Here is a 25418-nt window from a genome sequence, read left to right on the forward strand (position 1 = left end):
ATATTAGAATGCTATCTGGTAAGGGTAATACCCATTAACCCAATCACCACATCATTGGCGAATGTATAAAGCCTTATGCTCTCAAGCTCTTTACCCGGGTTAAGCGGCATATCGAGTATAGTAGCGGCGCCGCCTTCAACGGCTTGGTTTGAATAACCTTTTAATGTTGTATACTCCTGCGGAGTTGTGTATGTTTTACCTGTTTTAAGTTGTACCCGCAGCGGTCTTGGCGCATCTGTCGTAAAGGCAAGACCATCAATAAAATAATCCTGCTCAATGGGCCACCAGTTCTGTGGGTTCACCAACGCCAGTGTATCAATGGTGCCATCTTTATAATGTACATGCAACTCACCATTTATCAATCTCGTTTGCATTGTATTGGTTGAACCTGCTAATAAATAATATGCATGTTTAGCAAAACCTGTCAATGGTATAACAGCAGAATCGGGATAGTTATCCCATTTTGAGGTGAAGATGATATTTCTGGCGAGTGTATCGGAAGGTGTTGTAAACGGAATATTCTGAGGCAGCAAATATTCATTATTTACAGCTGCCTTGCGCAAACCTGCATCATCAATTACCGGCTGCACCAACGGATAGCACCAGTTGCCAATACCCTGCACTGGTAATTGTAAAGTGGGCGCTGTGGGCCGGGGCGACAAATACGACTGTTTAAATATATTCGTCACCTTGTCGTTAAAGTATTTTGAACAATCTATCTTTTCAAACTTACTATCTGAAGCAGCAGTTAGCTGCCAGTTCAACAATGTAGTATCAACATACGGCCCTTCGCCCCATTCGATACGAATAAGGTTACTGCCAGGCACCAGGTATTTAGCAGGGATACTTAAGGTACCGGTGGTTGACTTTGCGGGTAATGGCATTGCCTGAACAAACAATTGCGTATTAACTATGATGCGGGCGGTAACGGTATCACCATTGTTTTTTATTTTAAACTTCAGGTTGGGTTCTGCCGCATCGGGTGGTAAAAGAATATCAAGAGGTTTCTTTACTTCAAAACCAAGCGGGAACCACCATACCATTTCACCCTGGCGCAATTGAATAAATGCAGTCTTATGTCCCGGCGTACCTTGTATAGTTGCCTGCACCTGGTTACTTGTAAGCATAATGTTTTGCAACACCTGCTGTGGATCGTAAATTGATTGAATAAAACCGGCAGGCGTAGCTGCGGTTATTTGCGTGCCCGTTGCCAATACGCTATCGTATCGCATGGGTTGAACCGGTACGCCGGCCCATTTAATAACGATGGTATATTGTTTAGCTTTACCAGTTGGCAGTTCAATCACCGGCTCCCCTACCGATTCATTGATGCTATGCCAGGCAACGGGTTGTCCGTTCACAGTAATAGATCCTATTGCATCGCGCCATGCGCGTAATTGCAGGCGCAAATTCATGGTGTGCGGGAAAGCCTGTTTTATTATATATTGATCGCTGGCAGTAGTACGTTTGAAATCTACTGTAATATCTGGTGTGGTAATAGAAGCTGTATTCCAGGCAGCAGGCCAGCCTGGTTTTATAGTAAGCGTATCTTTTAATGCATCGGGCAGAATGCCAAATAAACCTTCTGTTAAAGAACGGGCAGCCATTCCAATGGGATCGGCAAAATCGCGATACAACTCACCCCGAATGGCATCGTAATAAGAAAGTTGTTCAAACCCGCCAGGGCTTGCCGACAAATACATACTTTCTACCAATGCACTTTTCCATAACCGGTAGGCTTCTTCTGAACGGTTGCCTTGCCAGTATGCAAGGGAAGTATGCAGATTTTCTGCCAGCACCACATTGTTTAACGACCAGGTGTATGGCTGCCAGTTGGTAGTACTTAACAGAAAATGACTGGAGTCGCGTAACCCTTTTGCCTGTACCGGAATATGTGGAATGTATTTATCTACATACCGCAGTGCCTGGTAAGCTTTAAAACCATCGGGTAATTTTTCATCAATAGCATGATAGATGGTCCATAACCCCGCAGCAGGATGTAGTAACTTCTCACCCAGTGCATCTTTGTATTCTGCATACCAACCCAGTTCTGGTATCCATAACTGGTGGTTCACTGCATTGAATATTTTAGTAGCTTCTTCCTGGTATGGCGTAGGATCTTCACCCGCAATAGGCGCCAGTTGCGCCGCTACCGCATTGGCGCGGTAATTATAGGCCGAAGAATGTGTTACCCCGCCGCCACTGTATTGCAGGGCATCGCTGGCCCAAATGCAACAATACGCATCGTACAACCCATCGTTATCGGCATCATAATTTCTTTTTTCCCAGGCTAAATGTCTTTGTATAACAGGCCACTGTTGTTTTATATAAGCCGAATCGCCGGTGTAGTAGAAATGTGTCAGCAACTGATCTATGAACACCAGGTTCATATCGTAATGGTGTGGCCGCAGATCGCCATTGGGATTACGGCAAATGTAACCACTGCTGAACATGGAGGTGCCCATTTTTTCCTGTTGCCTTGCCAGGTGTAAAGCGGTATCAAATACCACCGGCCCGGTAGCAGGTGTTGTTACCTGCGATAAAGCATAACTGCTGAAGTGGGTACGCGCTCTGTCGTGCCAGCCTAAAGCATCGGCCACATAAGCGCCGCGCCAGGCGGGTAATCGCATACGCCAGGCCACAGCGCCATGCATATACGTTGGCGATTCCCAGATACCATCGGCAGCAACACTTAAAGCGCCACCTAAGTTATTTATCCAGCTATCGGGTGTAACGATCTTTATACGGGTGGCGAGTTTCTTTCTTGCCGCTTCCGCATCAGTGAAGGTTTGCGCCAGCTTATTGTAGGTAGCTGCAACAGAATCGCCTGGCTGTATTAAAAAGTATTGAACGCCATTTGCGACATTCAATTTGCCCGCAATGGCCGGGGTTGCAGATGAATCGCTTTGATATAACTGCAGGGGATCATCCTGTTTATTAGCATCTGTTAATTTGATAACAGATGCCGGCGGAACGATGCCTGAGAGCTGTTTATTGGTTCCATACAGTAAATGAAAACTGTTTTTACTGATGGAATAGTTGTTGTCTTTACAATAACCGGGTTGTAGGTAGAAGGATGATTCCGGATCGGCGCCAATATCGCCATCGCGGGAGAACTTTTTACCGGAGGCACCGCCATACACCCAGCACAATGCTACTTTTGAAGTAACGTTCACGAACTGCGTTTTAACGATCATGCCTTCGGTATCTGCCAGGGCAAGTACTGTAATTTGCATGGAACCCTTTCCCAACAGTGAATCTTTTACTTCATATATCATGGACCCTGCACGGTAAGTGGCCTTGATATAGTTTGCGTTTGTTAACCACTTGCTTTTATTGCCTGCGATCAAGCCGAACTTAAAATTACCACCCATACCCGGCATGTATAAGGCAAACTCAGGCAGGTCGCCGGCTTCTATTCTAAAACCGGTATTGTTGCCATACAATGCGCGGTTAAACCGCATCTTTCCATTGATGGCAACAAAGTCTGACCCTTCGGGTTGATAATGAATAGCACGTTGATTTTCCGAACGCAATGGTTCTTTGGCAACCTGGTTTTGCCTGTTGCTCATTGCCAATTGCCCATTGATTTGGGCAGGAATGATAATAGAAAGTAAAGCAATTAAGTATAAAGACTTGTGGTACATTGTTGGTCTACATGTATGCATCAGTACATTGTAAAAGACAATACTTGTTGACTATATGCTGCTTACTGATGTTCTGCAAGCGTTACAGGTTACAAGGTACAGGTTACAGGGCACCGGTTACCTGTTGCCGGGTCCCTGTAACTTGAAACCTGAAACTGGTAACCGGTAACTGGTAACAGCATCTATTATTAACTAAGTTCAAATTTTATACTAATCACACTTAGAAAATCGGTTTTAACCCTTCCCACTTTACATTCCAGCTTCCATCTTTAGGAAAACCCGGCGTCTGCATTTTATTATTATCATAACCGGCACACATCATGGCAACGGCGCTTAGCAAACCACCATTACCGGGTAAGTAAATGGTGAGCCTGTCGTCCTGATAGTTGTGACCATTTACCAGGTAAGTGTTAGTTTGTACAGGCATAAACAATGCGTCAATGGCTTTATCGGGCATATGTAAGCGGGTGGCGGTCATTGCCATCAAAGGAAAATCCCAACCCCAGGTTGTTTCCCACTTCCATACTTTCAAAATAAGATCATAGGTGTTTTTCATTACCGTTGTATCGAGCCGGTTACAGGAAGGCAGCGAGCTATACGCACCTAATACAGCCGGGTGATCTGTAATGTATCGTTCATTGGTATAACAATCGGGTGTGCTTTCGGTAGCAAGGTATACACCATTGGCTTGTGGCCAGGGCGAGAGGCCTTTTAAAATAGCATCCCATTTCTTTTCGCGTGGTAATCCTAAACGCACGCGCCATTGCTGTGCTACGGTCAATGCCCATTGCCAGTAAGCAAGCTCATAGGTTGGGTTGAATGTTTTTACTGCTTCAAAACATTCCTGCGCCGGTATCAATCCTTTACCCAGGTTATATCTTTTACCTACAGAATCGTATGTTGGAAAAGAGGCCATGAAATTGGCCGTACCAAAAACGAGGTCTTTATACTTGCTTAGGATCTTTTTGTCGTTTTTGGCGCGATACGCCAATTCCGCCATATAGATCAAATGCGGTTGCTGCCAAATAAGAAAGGCCCCTACAGATGAGGGAGCTTCTTCCCCATCGTGATCGGTCATCTTTTGCCAACGCAATCCATCAAAACCCTGGCGTTTGGCAAGGGCTTTGGCGCCTTTGGCAACGCTGAAATACCAATCAAGGCTTTTCTCCATCAATTCTGTTCTGCCCCATAATGCATAATGTACGGCGTGCCACCAATGCATTTCCAAATGCGGTTTACCAAACCAGCTGTTAAAAGTAAGTCCGGTTTCCTGTGGCGGATAAGCCGATGCACATTGTACTTTAGTAAGGTATTGCGATAACACGATCCTTCTTTCCAGTTCTTCAGCACGTTTATTGGTGCTGCCTGAAAGATCTATGGCGCCACCAGTTTTCCAGAATTTATTCCATTGGGTGCTGCTGTTAATTTTTGTTTCTGCAAAAGAGGGTGCGTTCTTTTGTGAAGTGGGAGTAAAAGAAAAAGAAGCTTCATAGCTTGTTGTGCCAGCCGATGGCTGAATAATACAATCGTGCTGACGACGCATTTGTACAGAGGAAGCGCTGTTAAAGTTGTACTGTACAAAATAGGTTGTAGTATCCAGCGTTCTGCGAATACTGCCACCGAATATGGTTGGGTTGTATAGCTCTGACTTATGCTTTGAGCCATCACCTTCAAACGTTCCTACATCTTTGAACTCTCCATTCGGATATAGGAAATGCAAGCGAATGGCAATACGTTTTTCACCCAACAAAGTTGAGTTGATCTTTACTGCTATAGCATCGTGCTCCTGATGCGCATAGGTTATTACAGTTACCGGAACATCTTCTACAGTGAATTTGCTTGTCAACTCACCGGTCCACATATCAAGATGTTGATCTATGTTTTGGATATCTTCTATAGCAGCAATGCTTCCATCCTTTTTTTTGATCTCGAATCCTATTTGGCCCAGTTGTAAACGATGCGGGTTCTGGCGAAAATAATCTACTGCCTTACGGCTGTGCTCAGGTTCTTTTACCTGCACACAATAGGTAATTTTCTTTCCTTCCAGTTCATATTCTTTAAGCGTTTCTTCCCGCCTGTAATTGTCTTTATTGGGAAAGCTGTGCCAGCCCCATTCAGATTGTGTTCCCAAAGGAACGCCTTTTTGATAGAAGGCCGGAAAGCTTTGTAAACCGGTTACATCGGCTGTAAAAGCAAACTGTCCGTTACCAACTGTCAAAGATGTCAAAGGATCTGCCTTCTGCACATGAACAGTATGCCTGCGCACCAGTTTTTCGCGGTCAATTTGCCCCTGGGCAATGCCGCTTACAAAAACAATACTTCCTGCTAAAACTAATATCCATTTTTTCATAGTCAATATATCGTAAAACGTGAAACGGCAAACGTGAGAGGCCTAAACCCGTGCCTCAAAACCGGCAATCGTGAATCGGCAATCGGCAATGATGTCCGAAACTCCAGGCCTCGCTATCGTAAAACGCGAAACGGCTCCCACCTCTGGGCCCCAGCAGCGGGAGGGGCTTTCCTTATAGCTCAGTTTTTCGTTGGCCTTTATAAACTTTTAAAATACAAACCTGTCAACTATTAATCAGGCTGCGGCACAGAGATCCTCTATCAACTCTATCACCTGTATCAACTCGTCAACTTAACTAGCAACCTTAACCGCCTGCCGCGCCAGCAACTTCCACTGTCCTTTCTGCTTTTGAAATATCAGCATAATATTCAATTTCACATTACCGGGGTTACCATTATCGTTGGTAGTGGCTGATAATGTATGACGCACAATGGCTACATCGCCCGATACAGATACCGTTTGGTTTGTAAGCTCAATAGTTACAAAGTCTGATTTACCGGTAACTATATTATCAACGAATGTTGCTCTATCCTCTACCCGGCCACTGCTATGCCCATAGCTTAATTTGTCGGAAGTGATTTTTTCAAGTGCTCCTTTATCACCATCTATCATGGCTTTTTTAAGATTTTCAACGGCAGCGTTTACGGCAGCCTCTTCTTTACTTTGTGCCATGGTTCCGTTTATGATCGCTAAGATCATAACAAGACAGATCAGTTTTTTTATCATACTAGAATGTTTAATAGCTCCAATATACTTAAATAAATGACTTGTGATTTGGGATTTGTTATTTGGTGCTTAGCGGAGCTATAATTACTGGTCCTAACAATCCCGATATTTCGGGTTGCCAGGCTGCAGCAGTGAATAAGCCATTAGTCCCACAGTTTTCAGCAAGCCTTGCCGGGAAGTTGGTATTATAGAACTTCTTCCAGGGCACGCCCCGCTTTTCAAGATCGATAATGCGGTTGGTCATGCCATTGCTTACTTTTATCTCCAACAGGTTTTCTGCTTTCAAATCACCGGCAGGTATCGTTACCCGGTATACCGGCCCCAGCAACGTAGCAATTGATTTTCCATTTAGCAATACTTCCGCACTCCAGGCCACTTTGCCAAGGTCGAGCTCATATGCCGGGTCCGTTCCGGCCGGTTTTGCAAAATGAATACTGTACTGCACAGTACCGGCAAATATTTTATTTGCAGTATCGGGTAATTCTGTCCAGCTACCCAGGGTAGTAACGGTAGTTTCTTTTGGTAATACAGGACCACCGCTCAAGTACTTCAGGTTCCAGGTACCTTTTATTTCACGGCCTTCGCCGATTCCTGTATAATAAGTATAGGCATCGCCTTTTAACAGCGTGCCGGCGGTTTGCAGTATACAGCTCTCACCGGGCTGAAGCTGTACATATACTTCCATTTTATCGTTCACTAAACGGGTGCGGGCAATACCGCTTTTTCGCGTCATGGCATCGAAGTGAATAGCACTGACTGCTTTTCTATTCAATGGCACCCATTCAGTAATTACCTTGCCCGATGTATTGCTGATAAAATAATAATTGCCACCGGCAATATTTCTGCGAATACATTGCAACCCCATACCATACATAGGTTCCGCTTCTACATTACCTGCTTTTAATAATTCACTGAGGTTATCCCCTTTTATAAAAGCACCATTGCCTGTCATTGCTTTTTGTACTCCTCCATCCGCTACAAACTTCAGTGAGGCGGTAATACCGGTGAATTGCTTTTGTCTTGTTTGCAGTTCACCATAACCCGGCACACCGCCAGGGAAGTTCTTATAAACAATGATCCTGGCGCCGCTCTTTGCCAATGCAGCCAGCTTTTGCAATGTGGGCAGGGGAAGGTATTTTACATTGGCCAGCACAATAGTGCGGTATGTGCCGCCGGGTGCTTGCAACAACGAGCCGTTTGCAGTTACTTTTTGTAATTGATTATCTGAGATAAAATCAAACGCATATCCTTTTTGCAGAAGTGCTGAGGCCGCCTCGTTAAAATCGGTATGCTCAAAACCTTTCATCCCATCATAATGATGCAACAGGTCGCGGCCGGGTTCTGAGTTATGATCACTGAACGGATAATACAACAGAATATCGTTATCGGGTTTACCATGCTGCAGGAACGATTGGCAGCGGGTTATATAACTATTCAGTGTGCCGAAATCTTTCCAGAACGGGTTTACTGGTTGAAAATGCACGGCCGCATAAAATAACCAACCCGGCCATGGGTCGTTGATGGGTGAATAACTGGTTCCATGATATACAATATGGTTTACCCCGCCGATAAAATATTTGTCTATCACATTCTTTACATCGCCCAGGTTCGATTTAAAATGTTCGTTCAACCAGGTGGCCGCTTCGGCCGAAGCCAATGGCTTACCAAGAATGTGTGCAGCAGAGGCCGCAAATTTAAAACGTAATAATTCGGTACCTTCCGTTTCGGGAATATCAACCACGCCATAACAATCAAGCGTATTGGCCGGTGATCCGTGCGACTGATTACGTACTATCTTTCCTTTTGCCTGCGCCCATTTATGCCAGGTAATGGTGAACTTCTCCAGCAACAGATCGGCAATGGTTTGCCGGTAATCGTATAGGATGCGTACACTGGTTTCATCACGTTGTTTTGACAGCAGCTGTGGCAGAAACAGTTTAAGGTCGTATCCCCGGCGGCGTTTTAATTCCTCAAATAACCCGGGTGTATAATTACTTTGCCCGCGGGCATCATCTACTTCATAAGAATCATTAAAGAAGCCCCGTAGCTGACTTAGGTTAGCGCCTGCAAATGCTTTATCAAAACGGCTGAGGTATTTTTTTATGGCAGCTTCAGAAAAGTGATCAATGGCATTGCCTTCTGCACCGGGTGCTGCCCGTTCAACCATTTTACCATGCCAGCCCATGAACAGCGCGTACACCGTGTAGTTACCGGCCGGTGCTGTCCAGTTCAAATTGCCTTTGGCATCAACCATTTTGGTAATATCGATGGCCTGGCCGTTATCACCATAGGCCATCACTACCTGTAACGGCAGGTTCTTTTTATATTTCAGTTGATCTATTGCCAGTGCCTGCAGGTTTGCATTGGCAAATACAGGTTCTTTTAATTTACTTACATCTTTATCATATGTAACTCCCAGGGTATTGCCAATGGCATCAATGTAAGATTGTTGTTCAAAAGCGATTGGTTCTTTTACTGTTTCACCCGCTTTTACAGACCAGGTCTTGTATACAAAATTCTTACAGGCATCTTCATCACCAATTAAGGGGCCGCCGCCAAAGGGCCAGCCGCTACCCGTTGCCATATCTATCTGCATATTTAGCCGTTTGGCTTCCTGCAGCGTATGAGCAAACACCTGCATCCATTTGGGTGATAAATAATCTATAAACTGATCTTCGTAACCGGCAACACCATAAATAGGTGTTATTTCCAAGCCGCCTAAACCTGCAGCAGCATACTGCTCCATATTAGCAGTCAGGTCTTTGTTATTTACTGCGCTTCCCAGCCACCACCAACGTGTCCATGGTTTGGTAACTTCGTTCACTTCCGGCCATTTGATCTGGGCTTGACTTTTTAATACTCCTAATAATATGATTGAATAAATGAATCCTTTTTTCATCTGGTGGTTCTTTTTCGTGAAACGGCAAACGTGAAAAATACAGTTGAAAGCCGAAAGCTAAAAGCCGAAAGCGAATACAAAATACAGGCGGTAAGCTATAAGCCATAAGCTTTAAGCAAATACAGAATGCACGCCATTATAGCAACTCGAAACTCGAAACTGTAACGGCTAATCGCGAGCTCCGAATTTAAAGAACTAAGAACTGAGAACTAAGAACTGTGAACTGTATTTCCTTTATCAACTCCATCACCTATATCAACTTTTCAACTTCCTTGTTAACTTGTTAACTCGTCAACTTGTTAGCTTAACAGCATACACCTGCTCTACTCCTTCAAAGTTGGCTCTGAAAATGACCCATTTTTTATCAGGAGAGAAATGTACGTTGGGTTCTAACTTATAGTCGTGGTGTCGCATGTTCACCAGTTTTTCTGCTTTGAAATGATCGCCCTCGGGTTTAAACAAATAGATCCATCTGCCGTCAGGGGCTTTTGCCACCTGTCTGGGATCGCCTCCATCACCGGCAAATAATTTCTGATCGGGCGTATTGGTATAGTGAATACTCCACTCATTGCGTTGCAGCTGGTATTTTTTCTCTTCAAGCGTTTTTACATTAACACCGGCCACATAGAAGGTACTGCCACGGGGTTGTTGCAAATCGAACCAAATGGTGTTGCCATCAGGCGCAAACCACTCATGACCGGCAATCTCCATATCCATGGTACGTTTATGCATCAGCCTTGCATTGTCTTTAGCTGGGTTGCGCACATCAATTGTCCAAATGCGGTTTACTTTGTGCCAGGGACCTTCGTGACAGAACATCAACAAATTGGGATCGGTTGATGAAAACTGCACATGGTTCAGCCAGGCGCTATCGGTAAACAATGGTTTCAGTTGTTTGCTATTAAGGTCAATAACAAACAGGGTACGGGGTAAACGGGCCTCGTAAATTTTTTGAAAGTAATCGTGCTTGGCAGGGTTTTGTTTAAAGATCTCCTTTTCGGCATCGGTACTGCGTGCCCCGGCCAGCAGGGTTTCGTTGGCATTTACAGTTGTAATGCTTGCTTTGAAATTGTCGGGGAATACAAACACCAGCTGGGTTTGTTTTGTATCTATGTTGGTTACAAAAACACTGTCTTTTATCTGGTAGTAAACGTTATGTCCTTTGGCGCTTACAATTTCCCCGTTCATGGGTGAACCCTGGTGTGTAAGCTGTTCAATTTTTTTAGTAGTAAGATCAACGGTATACAACTGGCGGCCACTGGCGCTATCGGTGCTGTAGAATACCATTTTATTTCCAACGAACGGACTGTTGTGAAAGTAGAAACTGGAATTTCGGCCAGGTTTGTTTGAGAGCCGAACAATAGTGTGATTGGTAGAAGCATCGATCCAGCTTTCGGGCATGGGCTTTTGTGAGCCGGTTTCTAATACAGGTTGTGCGGAGGTCGCAACAGATGCCAGCAATAAGATCGTTAACAATTTTTTTTTCATATAGTAGCTTATTAAAAAAGTCCGGAAGACAATTACAACTGGAGTAAGGTCTTCCGGACTTTTTTCTATCTGACGTCAATGTATCCTTTTCTTTTTTACACTATCACAACATTCGATCAGTTATATCCTAAGTTCTGTTCGTACAAGCCCGGTTTAACATCCAGTTCCGATTGTGGTACCGGATATAAGATGTAATTCGTTTGAAAAGGTTGCATTGCTTTGGCAACATCTTCCTTGGTGATCCAGGCTTGCATTACAGTTTCTACCAGATTACTACGCACAAGATCGTGCCAGCGGGTGCCTTCTGCGGCAAACTCTTTTCTTCTTTCTTCCATCAATTGTGACAATGTTACATTGGCAACAGGCGCTAACCCGGCACGGCTCCTTACCTGGTTCACTATAGCGTCTACTTCGGCCTGTGTTCCCGGAGCGTTATGCAAAATACATTCTGCTTTCAGCATCAATACATCGGTATAACGCAGCGCTATAAAGTTGATCGGCCAGTCGAGCCGGTTAGCAGGCGTTTTACTTACATCAACATATTTTTTAAAGAATGACCGGGTTTCGGTGCCGCCGCTATAGGTATACCCGGTTTGTATAGAAAAGGCCTTCCGTGTATCTCCCGTTGTATAAGCGCTCAGCAGGTCATTTGAAACAGGTCTGATGGTAAGACCACCCTGTGCCGTTTTACCAATAGCTGAACTTGTGAACCAGTTATCAGGTACCAGCAGCCAGGGGAAAGTAGCACCTACCACCGGCGTAGAGCCTGTGTTATACTGTACATCAAAAACCACTTCGCCATTATTTTCTTTATCGTAAGCAAAGATGTCGTTGTAGACAGCGCCGAAAGTATACTTTTTACTGTTAATGATCTCATTGAGTAAAGTAAGCGCCTGTCCCCATTCGTCAACACCCAAACCCGGACCTTTGATGCCATAGGTTGGGCCCGAACGGGTCATATATACCAGTGCCAGTATTCCTTTGGCGGCATATTTTGTGGCCCTTCCTTTATCGGCAGCAGCGTATGACTCGGGCAAACTGTCGGCTGCAAACTTCAGATCGGAAAGTATAAGGCTGTATACATCATTTACAGCAGCCCTGCCCGTTTGTAATGCTTCTGCCGGCGTTAATGTTTTGTCAACCAATGGCACCTGGCCAAACCATCTAACCAGGTCGAAATAATAAAACCCACGCAGGAATCTGGCTTCTGCCTCTAACCTTGTCCGTAATGCCGCATTTGGAATAACATCGGCGCCTTTAAGGCTAAGGTTCTCCAGGAAGGTGTTTACTTTAAATATGCTGGAGTAATTACCCGACCACGCTTCTGTTACATACGAATTACCGGCTATGGTTTTATGAAAACTGTTAATACCTTCCCATTCACGTACACCGCCATCCGAAACAGCATATAAATTATCTGACCGGGTTTCAGAAAGATTCAACATTCTGTCGGGCCAGGTCTTTAATCCGCTATAGGCTGCGTTTATTCCCTGAATAAAATCATTCTGATTAACATAAAAAGTTGATGTGGCTTGTTGTGAAATAGGGTTTTGATCCAGCTTCTTGTCACATGCGCTCAACAACCCCACGGCGGCGATCAATGAATAACCAACTATTTTTTTCATATAGACTCAATTAACTGAATTAAAAAGTAATGTTTACACCCAGGATCAACGATTTTGGTAAAGGCAATCCACCATAATCGCCTGGTTCAGGATACGAAGTACTACCACTCAGGTCGGTATTGTTCGCTTCGGGGTTTAAACCACCTTTGTATTTATCGTGGCCAAAGAAGTTTTCAGCAGTAACGTATACACGTGCATTCTGCAATACCTTCTTTGCTTTTATTATCCGGTTCAGATCATAACCCAGGCTTATCATTCTTACACGCCAGTAATTGGAGGAATACAACCAATCGGTATTGGCTATCTGTCCAAAGGTAGAATAGGCTTTACCTACTTTACCTGCACCTGGGTTGTCGGGTGAACGCCAGCGGTCGCGGAAAAAGCCCAGCGCGTTATCAACTGTACCCTGGCCTGTTCTACCCAATGCGCGGCCCAATAACGAATAAATAGATCCGCCATGTTGCCCCTGCACCAGTACAGAAAAATCAAATCCTTTGTACCGAACGGTGTTGGTCATACCATATACATAATCCGGATTGGGATGCGCTACGATCTGACGGTCGTTCAGGTCAATAGTTTCGTCCCCATTGAAATCTTCATATTTGGGATCACCCACTGTTTCGGGTCCGTATTTACCCACTTTTGGATTATTTACATCCTCCTGGGTAAGAATGCCAATCTGTTTAACTACATAGATGCTATACAATGGATCACCCACGCGTAAAATAGAGTGTTGCGCACCTGCCAGTGAAGTAGGGATAATGATCTGTGACTGACCCTCACCCAGCGCCAGCACTTTGTTGCTGTTGTGGCTCAGGTTAAAAGAGGTGGTCCACTGTACCGGCCCCTTAATGATATTGCGTGATGAAAGCTCTACTTCCCAACCTTTATTACGGGTAGAACCCACATTGTCGAGGTATGTAGAAAATCCGGTTGTCCACGGAATAGGCACATTCAACAATAACGCCGTGCTCTTTCTGGTATAAATATCAAACGATGCACTCAGGCGGTTGTTTAACACAGTTACATCAAAACCCGCATCATAGGTTTGTGATTTTTCCCAGGTAAGGTTGGGGTTTGAAATAGCACCGTTGGTCACCTGCCCGATAGGGCCGGTAGCCTGCCCAATAACATACCCGCCATTCAATGAATAGTTATAAGCAGAAAGCGTTGGAATGGTAGCATAATCGGGGATTTGATAGTTACCTGCTTTACCCCAGCTTGCACGCAATTTCAACTCGTTGATAAAAGAAATGTCGCGCATGAAACTCTCATCCGAAACACGCCAGCCTATTGAAGCACTGGGGAACCAACCCCATTTGGAGGTATTCCCAAAACGGCTCGATCCATCACGACGTATACTGGCCGAGAACATGTATTTACCATCAAACGCATATTGCACACGGGCTAAATACGACAACAGGATATTCTTTGTTTCAGTAGTAGTGCTGGTATAGCCATTAGCACTATTTAAAGTAGTTACATCATTTCTGAACCCACCATTGGATTTTATTTCCTGGTTATCGAGCTTTTCTGAATTATACGAGAAACCAGCCACCGCAGAAATATCATGCTTATCGATGGTCTTAGTGTAATTGATGGTATTCTCATTTACAAAAGTTTGCTTCTTGTAACTGTTATATGATCCACTCGATTGCAGTGTTGCCTGCGATAAACGGGTAGCAAGACTGCTGGCTACTTTATAAGGCGTATAACTTTTACTGTCGTAGTCTATATTATCGAGGTTGACCGTTGTTTTGAATGTCATACCCGGAATGATCTGGTATTCGCCAAAAACGGAGGTAACAGTACGGAAACGTGCTGTTCTACCCAGTATGTTCTTTAATTTAGCATATGGGCTGTTAGTTGAAGTACTCCACCGGTATTGATCATTCATGCCAACATTTGGCTCAAGCCCCATGGAATCTTCCTGAACGGGGCTCATACTCAATACCTGGTGAAGGATGTTATCCTTGCCTTCTATACCCGGATCGTTTATTATAGAATAAGTAGGCGCGATATTTAACCCGAATTTCAGTTTCTTACTTGCATTCACCTCAACATTGGCACGGGCCGAATAACTGGTGAAATCATTGTTTATCACCATGCCTTCCTGCCGGGTGAAATTGCCTGAAACATAATAGCGAACAAATTCACTGCCACCACTGGCAGAGATCTGGTGGTTTTGTGTTAAGCCCTTGCGAAAGATCTCATCTTGCCAGTCGATAAACCGTAACCCTTTATGTTCCGGGTCGGCCCAACGCTCATCGGTCATATAAGTGGCGTTGTAGGCGGTGCTGCCCAGTTTTAAGATCTGACGACGTTTGGCGTTATTGTCGCTGGCGGTTGCGCCCTGGCTGCCATAATCGGCCACATATTTTGCATTCACCATTTCAGTAAAGCGGTCGATCCATTCCGGTGCGCTCAGCATATCAAGCTTTCGGGTACGTTCAGTAAAACCGATATTACTGTTCACATCAATTTTTGCCTTACCCGTTTTACCTCGTTTGGTGGTAATGAGTACAACCCCATTAGAGGCCCGGGAACCATAAATGGCTGCCGCGGCGGCATCTTTTAATACCTGAATGTTTTCAATATCATTGGGATTGATATTGTCGAGCGGGTTACCGTTGGCATAATTACCCGATGCATTTGGCGAAGCTGTAGCTAATGGGAATCCGTCAATTACATACAGGGGCTCATTACCTGCTGTAATAGAACCGGTACCACGCACCTGTACACTGAGGCCTTTGCCCAGCGCACCGCTGGTTTGTTTAACAGCCACGCCAGCCATTTGACCAACCAGCGCCTGGTCGACCCTTGTTACCGGGCGCTCATCGAGCTTGCTGGCATCAAATGTTGCAGTGGCAGCCGTAATGTTCCGCTTTTTTTGTGTACCATAACCAATTACCACCACATCATCGAGTGTAGTGTTCTTTGAACTGGTTAGTTGAATGGTAACCGTGGTTTCGCCGTTTAAAGGAAACTCCTTTTTTTCGAAACCTACAGATGAAATAACCAGGGTTTCTTTGCCCGTAACTACATTAATAGAAAAGGAACCATCTTCTTTGGCGCTGGCACTTCTGGTTGTGCCTTTAACCTCCACGGTGGCGCCGGGCACTCCATTGCCCTTTTCGTCGGTGATTTTTCCGGTAATTCCAATACTACCGGTCTCGTTTTGTGATGTTGCGTTGAAAAAAGTAAAGAGAAGGAAAACTGGTACTAGCCAAATACCCTTAGGCAACAGTTGCTGAACTCTCATATGCACACTTTAAATAGTTAACAATCGTCTTTTAGGTGGCTTAAAATTAGGATCGCATGTTGCAACAGTCGTCCTGTCCCATCCTGTTAATAATGAATTAGTAACAAGTAGAAACAGTTTAAACCCGATAGCGATGTGGTGTGCTACAATTTTTACAATCCTGTAGAAGTATCTGAAGGGCAATAATATCGTAGACAAAAAAACACAACGATCTGCTGCCCATATATTTAAAAGATGGATTTTTTACTTTTAAACGTCACAATAACAATTCCGGGAACGATTGCATAGAATATGCCATCCCAAGCAGGATGCCTCATGATAGTTTTAGCGTCTTAAATTTTAATTTTATATTAATTACTGCTACTGCTAACAACCAAAACGAAAACTGACTTGCCATGCTGTACTATCTTATTACAGCTGTCACCTCTACAGTGATAGCTATGCCTTATACTTTCCCTTCATTTTCAGTTCATTTACTATTTACCGGAGTTTCACCAGCCTTTAAAAGCATTTAAATCAATTGCACAATAGACCCAGGCGGGCCCTATATACAATTCGTTTGCATCTGGCTTTCATATAAAGACAAAACAATCTCTTGCCATGTTCAAATCACGACAGACGCTTTTATTACTTGTATTTATTAGTGTATTATTTGGTAATTGCCGCAAAAAAGAATGGGACGAATATTACGGCAGACCCGATAGCTTAGAAGCCCCCATTTACCAGCAACTTGAATCCCGTGGAAATTTTACAAACCTGCTTGCCTGTATCGATAAAGCCGGTTACAAAAACACATTGGGCGCTGCTGGTTACTGGACCTTTTTCGCCCCCACCGATTCTGCTTTCCAAACTTATTTCAAAGAGAACAACATCAGTGGAATTGATCAGCTCGACAGCGCAGCCTGTAGAAAAATTGTGACTTACTGCCTGGTGTACAATGCTTTTAAACAGGAACGCATTGGCGACGGACAAGGTTCAACCGGCTGGCTGGTAAACAGCGCCTTTAGACGACGTACCGCCTATTACACAGGTGTATATGATGGTGCCGATACAACCGGCAAAGCGCTTAAATTAATTGCCAGTAACAGGAATAACAATGGAAGCACTTATTATGTGGATGCCGATAACAACAATAAATACATCCCGTATTTTGTAAATAATTTCATGACGGCCAAAGGCCTTACCGCAGCCGACTACAATTATTTCTATCCCACTTCTACTTATACCGGCTTCAATGTTGTTGATGCAGCTGTTGTTGAAAAAGACATTGCTGCAGAGAACGGCATCATTCACACTGTAAACAAAGTGATCACCGCCCTGCCCAGTATCGATCAATACCTGGCAGATAAACCTGAATATAGCGAGTTCAGGGCCCTGTTCGACAAATTTTTGATCCAGTATACACTCAACAATACCGTAACTACCAATTATAATAATGTACACGGTAGCCAGGCGTCTATTTACACCAAAGTATTCAGCAGCACCCTGGCTTATTCGCCCAACAACGAAAACTTTTTGAAAAACCAGGATAACGATGGCCAGTGGAACAGCTATACCATGTTTGTTCCCAACAACACCGCCATGGAGAACTACAGGAAAAATGTATTGCTTGAACATTATAGTTCGATAAACGACCTGCCATTGAACATCATCAGTGACTTTATCAACGCCCATATGTTTCAAACGGCGGTGTGGCCATCCCAATTCAGTACCACGTATAATTTCCAGGGCGAAGAAGCCCGCTTCGATCCGGCTACAGATGTAGTTGATAAAAAGGTACTGAGTAACGGTATGTTCTATGGCACCAACAAAGTGCAGGAAGCAAACGTATTCAGCAGTGTATATGGAAAGGCCTACCTCGATCCCGAATACTCTATGATGACAAGCCTGCTGAACCAGGAGCTGAAATATATAATATCTAATGTAAAACAGAAGTATACCCTTTTCCTGGTAAGCAATAAAGCGTTGATCGAAGCAGGTTACAAGGACTCATTGGTTGATAATAACCCCAACTATCAATGGCGTTATACACCGCCAGGCGGAGGCGCAACTATAACAGGTTCATCTGTGCTGGTGCGTTTACTACGGGTGTTGAATCTGCACGTAGTTCCTGCTACTGATGTAACCAGTACAGCCGGCTCGGGCGTACTGGGCACCTATGGCAGCGAATTTATTCGCTACAATGGGCAAACCGTATATGCCGCAGGCAACGGAGATGAAGGCAATGTGGCCAATGTAAAAACCTCCAAAACAACAAAGAATGGTACCGTACACTATATAGATCGTATACTTAATTTCAGCGAATTACCGGTTTCAAAACACCTCGAGAAACTGGCCACCGCCCCCAGTTCACAGTACTACAACTTCTGGCAGTATTTCAAGAACTGGTCGAATTATACGGCTTCTACCGGCGATATCTTAAACGTAGCATCAGGTGCGTTCTATACATTCTTTATTCCCGATAATAACGCCATCAATAAAGCAGTGGCCGATGGCTTATTACCAGCCAACACCAATCCCACCGATGCCACTGAAAAATTTAAGATAGAAAAATTCATCTATTATCATATCCTGAACAAAAAATCTGTTGCCACCAATGGCATGGACGGTGGTTCTTACGAAACACTGTTCAAGACCAACGCCGGCGACGCCACCAAGGTCTTCGTGAACAACAACACGGTAAATAACATGATACTGACCGATATGAATAACAGAACGGCAAATGTGATCCTGGGTAACAGCAATAATCTCAGTAACCGCTGTGTGTTCCACTTAATCGACAATTACTTAAAATATACCGAATAACCCACTTGTAATATTGATCACTATGTTGAAATTATATAAAACGATCGCCTGCTTAATGATGTTTGCCGTTTTGATGGCATTGAACACCACCGCGCAGAATGCCGAAGGCGGAGACAGTAAAGTTGTGGTAAAGGGAAAGGTGATCGACAAAAAGGCAAAAGAACCCATACTGGGAGCCTCTGTAACCGAGGTGGATAAAGATGGCCGGGTCATAAAAGGTACCTCTACCGACATAGAAGGCAATTTTGTGCTGCGGATAACCAATCCCAAAAATAAACTCTCTGTTTCATCTATAGGTTTTAAAACCACATCGCAAAGCATTGGCAGCCGTACCACCATAAATTTTCAAATGGAAGATGGCTCCAGCGATATGGGTGAAGTAATAGTAGTAGCCGGTAAAAAAACCGACAACGGTATCTTGGGTGTTAATGAACGTAACTCAACACTTGCAGCTTCTAAAATAACTGCAAAGGAAATGGAAGAAATGCAGGCCGCAAGTATCGATCAGGCCCTGCAAGGCCGTTTGGCCGGTGTAGATATTACCGCCAGCAGTGGCGACCCCGGCGCCGCCATGAACATCCGTATCCGTGGCGTAAGTACCATCAGCAGCAACGGTAATCCCTTGATAGTTGTAGATGGTATGCCCATTGAAACAGAAATTCCCAGCGACTTCAACTTTGGTTCTGCCGACGAACAGGGCTATGCGCAATTATTGAACATTTCGCCGGCCGATATTAAAGACATCACCGTATTGAAAGATGCAGCCGCTACTGCTATGTGGGGTTCACGCGCCGCAAACGGCGTATTGCTTATTACTACTAAACGCGGTACCGTTGGCAAACCCAGCATCTCTTATACATTCAAAGGTTCGGTTTCGCAAATACCAAAGGCCATTCCGTTGTTAAATGGTAACCAGTATTCAACGATGATTCCGGAAGGTTATATGAACCGCATCGGTTCACCGCTTCCCACATCAGTACGTGAGTTTAATTACGATCCCAATGATCCTTACTGGTACAATAACTACAGCAACAATACCAACTGGATCGATGAGATCACAAAGACCGGCACCTTGCAAAACCATTCGCTAAGTATGGTAGGCGGTGGTGAAAAAGCCCGTTATTATGCTTCGGTAGATTATTTTAACCAAACAGGTGTTACCCTGGGAACAGGTTTTAAACGCCTTACATCGCGCATTAACCTGGATTATAACATCTCTGAAAAGATCAAAATATTCACCAGTATTTCTTATACGCATAGCGACCAGGACAGAAGTTACCTAGGCAACAATGCCAACAACGCCGAAAGCGGAATACGTGCCGTGGCCTATGCCAAAATGCCCAACCAAAGCGTGTTTGAATATGATGAGCAGGGGAACATTACGCCTAACTACTTCTCCCCTTTTTCAAACGTGCAGGGAACATTTAGCCGTATATACAACCCAGTAGCTATGGCTACACAGGCAAAATATGGCGTGCTTAGCGACCGGGTGATGCCACGCTTTCAGGTGAACTACGATATCATTAAATCGGTACTCAGAACTTCTTTCGATGTACAGTTCGATATCAACAATACCAAGAACAACAGTTTTCTGCCCCAGATAGCAACCGGCCGTAACAGTACCGAAACAGTAGTGAACCGGGCATACGATGGCGATATGGACCAGTTTATAGTGAACACTAAGATCCAACTGGCTTATACCCCACAATTCAAAAATCCCGATCACAGTTTCATCAGTTCCTTAACTACTTTCACAGAAGATCAGAAAGTAGTAAACCAGGAATCTATTACATCGAATACCGCTTCTTCGTTACTAGTTGACCCTTCCATTGCTTCCAGAACGCAGAACTCGGACCTGATGTCATATTCAGGCACTTCACAAACCCGCACCATTGGCGCCGTAGTAGATGCTCAGTACGGGTTTAAAGACAAATACATGCTCAATGCCGCATTACGTGGCGATGGCAACTCCCGCTTTGGTCCAAATTATCGCTATGGCTTATTTCCATCGGTCTCACTTCGCTGGCGCGTATCAGGTGAGAATTTTATGCACAGCATAAAACAGATCGACGACCTGAGCTTTCGTGCCAGTTACGGAAAAAGTGGTGTAGCCCCTAAATACGATTATACATTCTACAGTAACTATTCAACCTATAGCTGGGGTTATCAGGGACAAAGTGCCGTATACCCTGCCAGCATGGAATTGAAAAACCTGAGATGGCAAACGATTAATGGTACCAATATAGGTGCTAACTTATCAATGTTCGGCGGTCGTGTACGAGTTGATGCCGAAGTATACCGCAACAGAACAAAAGACCTTTACATGAATGGTTTGGCCATTGCCTCCTTTACCGGTTACAGCAGTGTGAACATGAACATTGGTACTATGGATAACCAGGGTTGGGAAGTAGGCGTATGGACAACTCCTTACAAAACCAAAGACCTAAGCGTTTCGTTCGACTTTAACGTAGCTCACAACGACAATATCATTCGCTCTTTATCTGAATACTATCCTAACAGCAAAGGCGATGTAACCAAATTAGGCGACTACCTGCGTTTGATACAACCCGATCACCCGTTCGGCTCTTTCTACGGTTATAAATACAAAGGTGTATATGCCGATAAAAATGCAACCCTGGCGCAGGGCAACAATGGTAAACCCATTGCGGGTCCCAACGGACAGGTTATTTACATGCGCTTTAACTATCCCAATATCGACTACATCTTTCAACCCGGAGACGCCATGTATGAAGATGTGAACCACGATGGTAACATCAACTATATGGACGTGGTTTACCTTGGTAACAGCAACCCCAAATTAACCGGTGGTTTTGGTCCATCCATTACCTGGAAGAACAAACTCAAACTATCGACCTTCTTCAGCTTCAGGTACGATTTCGATGTTATTAACCGTACCAAAATGAACTCTACCAACATGTACTACTTCGATAACCAAAGCACCGCTACCCTTCGCCGCTGGCGCAAGGAAGGCGATGTAACCGACATTCCCCGCGCACTGATAGGCGGCGGTTACAACTGGCTGGGTAGCGATCGTTATGTAGAAGATGCTTCTTACCTGCGTTTTCGTACGGTAACCCTTAGGTATACTGTAGATAACAAAGTGTTGTCGAAATTCAAAATGAAAAGCCTCAGCGCTTATGTAACTGCCGAAAACCTTTTCACTGTTACTAAATACACGGGGCAGGACCCTGAGATCAGCGCTTCCGGATCTGATCCGTTTCGGTTAGCCTTCGATGACAGTATGACACCACCTACAAAAGTGTTTACGATTGGCCTGGTGGCAGGGTTTTAAATAATGGAATGCAATTGCAAAAAGAAATAATAACACTGAATATAAACGACTGCTTTAAATGAAGAAATTAACGACATACGCTTTTTTGCTGATGTTACTGGCAGGCTCGGCATCGTGCAAAAAATGGCTCTCCCTTAAACCGCAAAACGGACTCGTGCGGGATGATTACTGGAAAACAAAAGAACAGGTAGATGCAGCCGTTACCGGCATTTACGCATCTATGTTGGGAAGCAACACCGACCTGCCATTAGCTGAGTACCTCTTTATTTGGGGCGAAGGAAGGACCGATATGGTTGCTCCCGGCGTAGGCACCAGTGCTTCAGAATACGACATTGTAAACCTGAACATTCTTTCTACCAACACGTACAGCCGGTGGAGCTCCCTTTACCAAACCATAAACTATTGCAATACGGTAATTGATCTGGCGCCCGGTGTACTTAAAAGCGACAACACCTTTACTCAGGAACATTTGAACCAGGCTCTTGGTGAAGCACGCACCGTTAGGGCACTCATGTATTTTTACCTGGCAAGGGTGTTCAGGGATGTGCCTTTAAAACTGGCAGCCACCCTCAGCGATGAAAATATTGCTCCTATGCCCAAATCGCCATCAGACAGTGTATTACTGCAGGTAGTGGCCGACCTGAAAGAAGCAGAAGGCAATTTGCCAACTACCTATGGAAATAAAAACACCGATAAAGGCCGCGTTACAAAATATACAGCGAACACCATTCTCGCCGATGTATACCTGTGGATGGAGAAATACACCGAATGCGTAGCTGAATGCAACAAAGTGATCAACTCAGGAAAGTTCGGTTTAATAGGCGGCGACTTCGATCTGTTCAACGAGTTGTATTACAAAGGCAATTCGAACGAAGGCATTTTTGAATTACAGTTCGATGCGCAAAAACTGAATCCCTTTTACAATATGCACCTGTTGGCTACCCGCCGCTGGGGCGCCGCATCGAACCTGATGGAAGATGTATTTGGTGTAGACCACGTAAACGCCACTCCGCTGGTTGATCTGCGGGGCGAAGGCAATTCCCTCCGCGCCAGCGATCTTACTATATGGAAATACATTGGAGCGAACAGCGCAGCCAGCAGTCTGCGTTCAGTTGGCCAGTCGTATGCACACTGGATCTTTTATCGCTATGCCGACATTCTGTTAATGAAAGCCGAAGCCCTTAACCAGTTGAACGATCCGCAAACGGCAGCCGACCTTGTCAACCAGATCAGGACCAGGGCGCATGCCTTCGACTTCAACGGAAGCCCCGATCCCAATAGCCAGGCGGCCATGGAAAAATTCATTTTACAGGAACGCCAACGCGAATTTGCCTTTGAAGGCAAACGCTGGTTCGATGTTTTACGCAATGCCAAACGAAACAATTATCAAAACATCCAATACCTGATGGATATGGCCATCATCAGTATTCCGCAAGACAGGCAACAAGCTGCCCTTAACAAATTAAAGGACCGGAACTCGCACTACATGCCTATTAACCTTACCGAAATGCAAACCAACAAATTACTGGAACAAAACCCCTTCTATAAATAATTAACCTCATTACTATGAACAATAAAAATATTTTGAAGTTACTTGTTTGCGGGTTTATGGTTCCTGCGCTTGCGTACTTTGTTGCCTGCAAAAAAGTAGACTATGGCGCAAGTACTACCAGCGATGTAAACATTACCGGATACCTTGAAAAATATCCCGACTCATTTTCATTATTCAAACAAATACTCGACCGTACCGAAACCTCCGACTTTTTAAACGCTTATGGTGCATACACCTGTTTTGCACCTACCAATAGCGGTGTAACGAAATGGCTTGCCAAAATTGGCGCAGCCAGTGTTGAAGCAGCCGATTTAACCAGGTTGAAAAACATGGTGAAGTTTCACCTGCTTACCGATACCATTACCACCGCCTCTTTTAAAGATGGCAAACTGCCGGTACCCACCATGTTCGGTCAGTTCCTTGTAACCGGTGTATCGAACGAAAGCGGCACATCGAGCTATACCATCAACCGCCAGTCGCTTGTAACACAATCGAACATTAAAGTAGGAAATGGTTATATACACCAATTGAACAATGTACTGGAGCCGTCTACCTTTACCATTGCGCAGCAACTGGAAGCAAGACCTGAGTACTCAATTTTTGTTCAGGCGCTTAAAGAAACGGATTTTTATACTTTATTGAATACTGTTGACCCCGACACTACCAAACGCTGGATGACCGTAATGGCCGAAAGCAATGCAGCATTGGCCGATAGTGGTATCAACAGTTACGCCGATCTGAAAAAGAAGTACAGCAAAACAAGCAGCCCCACCAATACCAACGACAGTTTGCATATGTACATCGCTTATCACATTCTATCAGGTGTAAAATTCCTGGGCGATATCATCAATGCACCTTCTCATAGTACCATGGAGCCGCAGGAAGTGATCTCTGTTGAACTGATAAACCAGAATGTAGTGCTTAACCAGGTTGAGTTTAACGGTGTAATTGAAACGGGTGTTACCATCAACCGCGCCATCAGCGATAACGCGGCTACAAATGGTGTTTGGCACGATGCTAAAGCTCACTTTACAGTAAAGTATCGTAAACCAGCAGCCCTATACTGGGATGTATCAACCTTCCCTGAGATCTTAAAGCTGCCAGCTTACTATAAGAAACAAAGCTATACATGGACACGTATAAACGAAGCCGATCAGCCATTTAAAGAAATTACCTGGGGCTGGGGCTCGCTGGCAAGCACCAACATTTTCACTTATAGCTATAGCACTACCTCCAGCGTTACAAGATATGCAGTGAACAACGATGTGAACCAATTGCCGTTGGGCTTGCCCGCCCGTCCTCCCTACTGGGAAATGACCACACCGCCCATTGTCAAAGGCAAATACAAAATATGGATGTGTTATTCACGCAGCAAACAATCAAGCAGCTCTAACATGTTGTGCCAGGTTTCGGTAAACGGTGAAGTTATGCCCCGCACTGTAAACTTTACCGACCTGCGGCCAAAGGGCAGCGATGCCGAACTGGAAGCCATTGGCTGGAAACAATACACAGAGGTAAGAGCATATAACACTGACTCAAACTATGCCGGCCGGTTGGTAGGCACCTATGAGTTTCCAACTACCCAGCGCCAAACAATTCGCATAACGAACCTGTCGGGTACCCAAAATAACGATTACCTCGATATGATACATTTTATTCCATTAGACGACAACCAGGTATGGCCGAAGTTTAAGATAGACGGTACTAAAATCTATCAATAGGAATAAAAGGCAGAAAACTGAACAGACAAG

General features: G+C 44.5%; 11 protein-coding genes. 4 read left to right on the forward strand and 7 right to left on the reverse strand.

Annotated features, from left to right (window positions below):
* Window positions 1–11: 11 nt before the first annotated feature.
* The 7 genes from GGD38_RS04075 to GGD38_RS04105 form a co-directional block, all read right to left on the reverse strand.
* Window positions 12–3572 (reverse strand): DUF4450 domain-containing protein, encoded by a 3561-nt coding sequence (locus tag GGD38_RS04075; RefSeq protein WP_375299299.1) that lies wholly within the window; start codon window positions 3570–3572, stop codon window positions 12–14.
* A gap of 295 nt (window positions 3573–3867) precedes the next feature.
* Window positions 3868–5997: a hypothetical protein gene (locus tag GGD38_RS04080; RefSeq protein WP_375299298.1), complete on the reverse strand. Its 2130-nt coding sequence runs from the start codon at window positions 5995–5997 to the stop codon at window positions 3868–3870.
* 291 nt (window positions 5998–6288) lie between these two features.
* Window positions 6289–6723 carry a nuclear transport factor 2 family protein gene (locus GGD38_RS04085; protein ID WP_375299297.1) on the reverse strand — a complete coding sequence of 145 codons (435 nt, stop codon included), beginning with the start codon at window positions 6721–6723 and terminating at the stop codon, window positions 6289–6291.
* A gap of 58 nt (window positions 6724–6781) precedes the next feature.
* Window positions 6782–9622 carry a glycosyl hydrolase gene (locus GGD38_RS04090; RefSeq protein ID WP_375299296.1) on the reverse strand — a complete coding sequence of 947 codons (2841 nt, stop codon included), beginning with the start codon at window positions 9620–9622 and terminating at the stop codon, window positions 6782–6784.
* A 291-nt stretch (window positions 9623–9913) separates the two neighbouring features.
* Entirely contained in the window at window positions 9914–11110 is a 1197-nt protein-coding gene (locus GGD38_RS04095) for an oligogalacturonate lyase family protein (RefSeq protein ID WP_375299295.1), read from the reverse strand.
* 116 nt (window positions 11111–11226) lie between these two features.
* Complete coding sequence (locus GGD38_RS04100; RefSeq protein WP_375299294.1) at window positions 11227–12735, reverse strand: RagB/SusD family nutrient uptake outer membrane protein; 1509 nt, start codon at window positions 12733–12735, stop codon at window positions 11227–11229.
* 19 nt (window positions 12736–12754) lie between these two features.
* Window positions 12755–15997 (reverse strand): SusC/RagA family TonB-linked outer membrane protein, encoded by a 3243-nt coding sequence (locus GGD38_RS04105; protein ID WP_375299293.1) that lies wholly within the window; start codon window positions 15995–15997, stop codon window positions 12755–12757.
* Between the two features lie 600 nt (window positions 15998–16597).
* On the opposite strand from GGD38_RS04105, the gene GGD38_RS04110 reads away from it, so the two are divergent.
* From GGD38_RS04110 to GGD38_RS04125, 4 genes are read left to right on the forward strand one after another with little or no spacing between them, the layout of a single operon-like run.
* Complete coding sequence (locus GGD38_RS04110) at window positions 16598–18802, forward strand: fasciclin domain-containing protein (RefSeq protein ID WP_375299292.1); 2205 nt, start codon at window positions 16598–16600, stop codon at window positions 18800–18802.
* 22 nt (window positions 18803–18824) lie between these two features.
* Window positions 18825–22115, forward strand: coding sequence for a SusC/RagA family TonB-linked outer membrane protein (locus GGD38_RS04115; protein ID WP_375299291.1), 3291 nt, complete (start codon window positions 18825–18827; stop codon window positions 22113–22115).
* Window positions 22116–22173: 58 nt separating this feature from the next.
* Window positions 22174–23667, forward strand: coding sequence for a RagB/SusD family nutrient uptake outer membrane protein (locus GGD38_RS04120; protein WP_375299290.1), 1494 nt, complete (start codon window positions 22174–22176; stop codon window positions 23665–23667).
* Window positions 23668–23681: 14 nt separating this feature from the next.
* Entirely contained in the window at window positions 23682–25388 is a 1707-nt protein-coding gene (locus tag GGD38_RS04125; RefSeq protein WP_375299289.1) for a fasciclin domain-containing protein, read from the forward strand.
* The last annotated feature ends 30 nt before the right edge of the window (window positions 25389–25418 follow it).

It is taken from the genome of Niastella sp. OAS944, assembly GCA_024809215.1.
Taxonomy (GTDB): Bacteria; Bacteroidota; Bacteroidia; order Chitinophagales; family Chitinophagaceae; genus Niastella.

What these genes read in the sequence shown, in the direction of transcription:
- GGD38_RS04075 (WP_375299299.1), bottom strand. Translation starts at nt 3,572, where the DNA reads ATGAGCAACAGGCAAAACCAGGTTGCCAAAGAACCATTGCGTTCGGAA.
- GGD38_RS04080 (WP_375299298.1), bottom strand. Translation starts at nt 5,997, where the DNA reads ATGAAAAAATGGATATTAGTTTTAGCAGGAAGTATTGTTTTTGTAAGC.
- GGD38_RS04085 (WP_375299297.1), bottom strand. Translation starts at nt 6,723, where the DNA reads ATGATAAAAAAACTGATCTGTCTTGTTATGATCTTAGCGATCATAAAC.
- GGD38_RS04090 (WP_375299296.1), bottom strand. Translation starts at nt 9,622, where the DNA reads ATGAAAAAAGGATTCATTTATTCAATCATATTATTAGGAGTATTAAAA.
- GGD38_RS04095 (WP_375299295.1), bottom strand. Translation starts at nt 11,110, where the DNA reads ATGAAAAAAAAATTGTTAACGATCTTATTGCTGGCATCTGTTGCGACC.
- GGD38_RS04100 (WP_375299294.1), bottom strand. Translation starts at nt 12,735, where the DNA reads ATGAAAAAAATAGTTGGTTATTCATTGATCGCCGCCGTGGGGTTGTTG.
- GGD38_RS04105 (WP_375299293.1), bottom strand. Translation starts at nt 15,997, where the DNA reads ATGAGAGTTCAGCAACTGTTGCCTAAGGGTATTTGGCTAGTACCAGTT.
- GGD38_RS04110 (WP_375299292.1), top strand. Translation starts at nt 16,598, where the DNA reads ATGTTCAAATCACGACAGACGCTTTTATTACTTGTATTTATTAGTGTA.
- GGD38_RS04115 (WP_375299291.1), top strand. Translation starts at nt 18,825, where the DNA reads ATGTTGAAATTATATAAAACGATCGCCTGCTTAATGATGTTTGCCGTT.
- GGD38_RS04120 (WP_375299290.1), top strand. Translation starts at nt 22,174, where the DNA reads ATGAAGAAATTAACGACATACGCTTTTTTGCTGATGTTACTGGCAGGC.
- GGD38_RS04125 (WP_375299289.1), top strand. Translation starts at nt 23,682, where the DNA reads ATGAACAATAAAAATATTTTGAAGTTACTTGTTTGCGGGTTTATGGTT.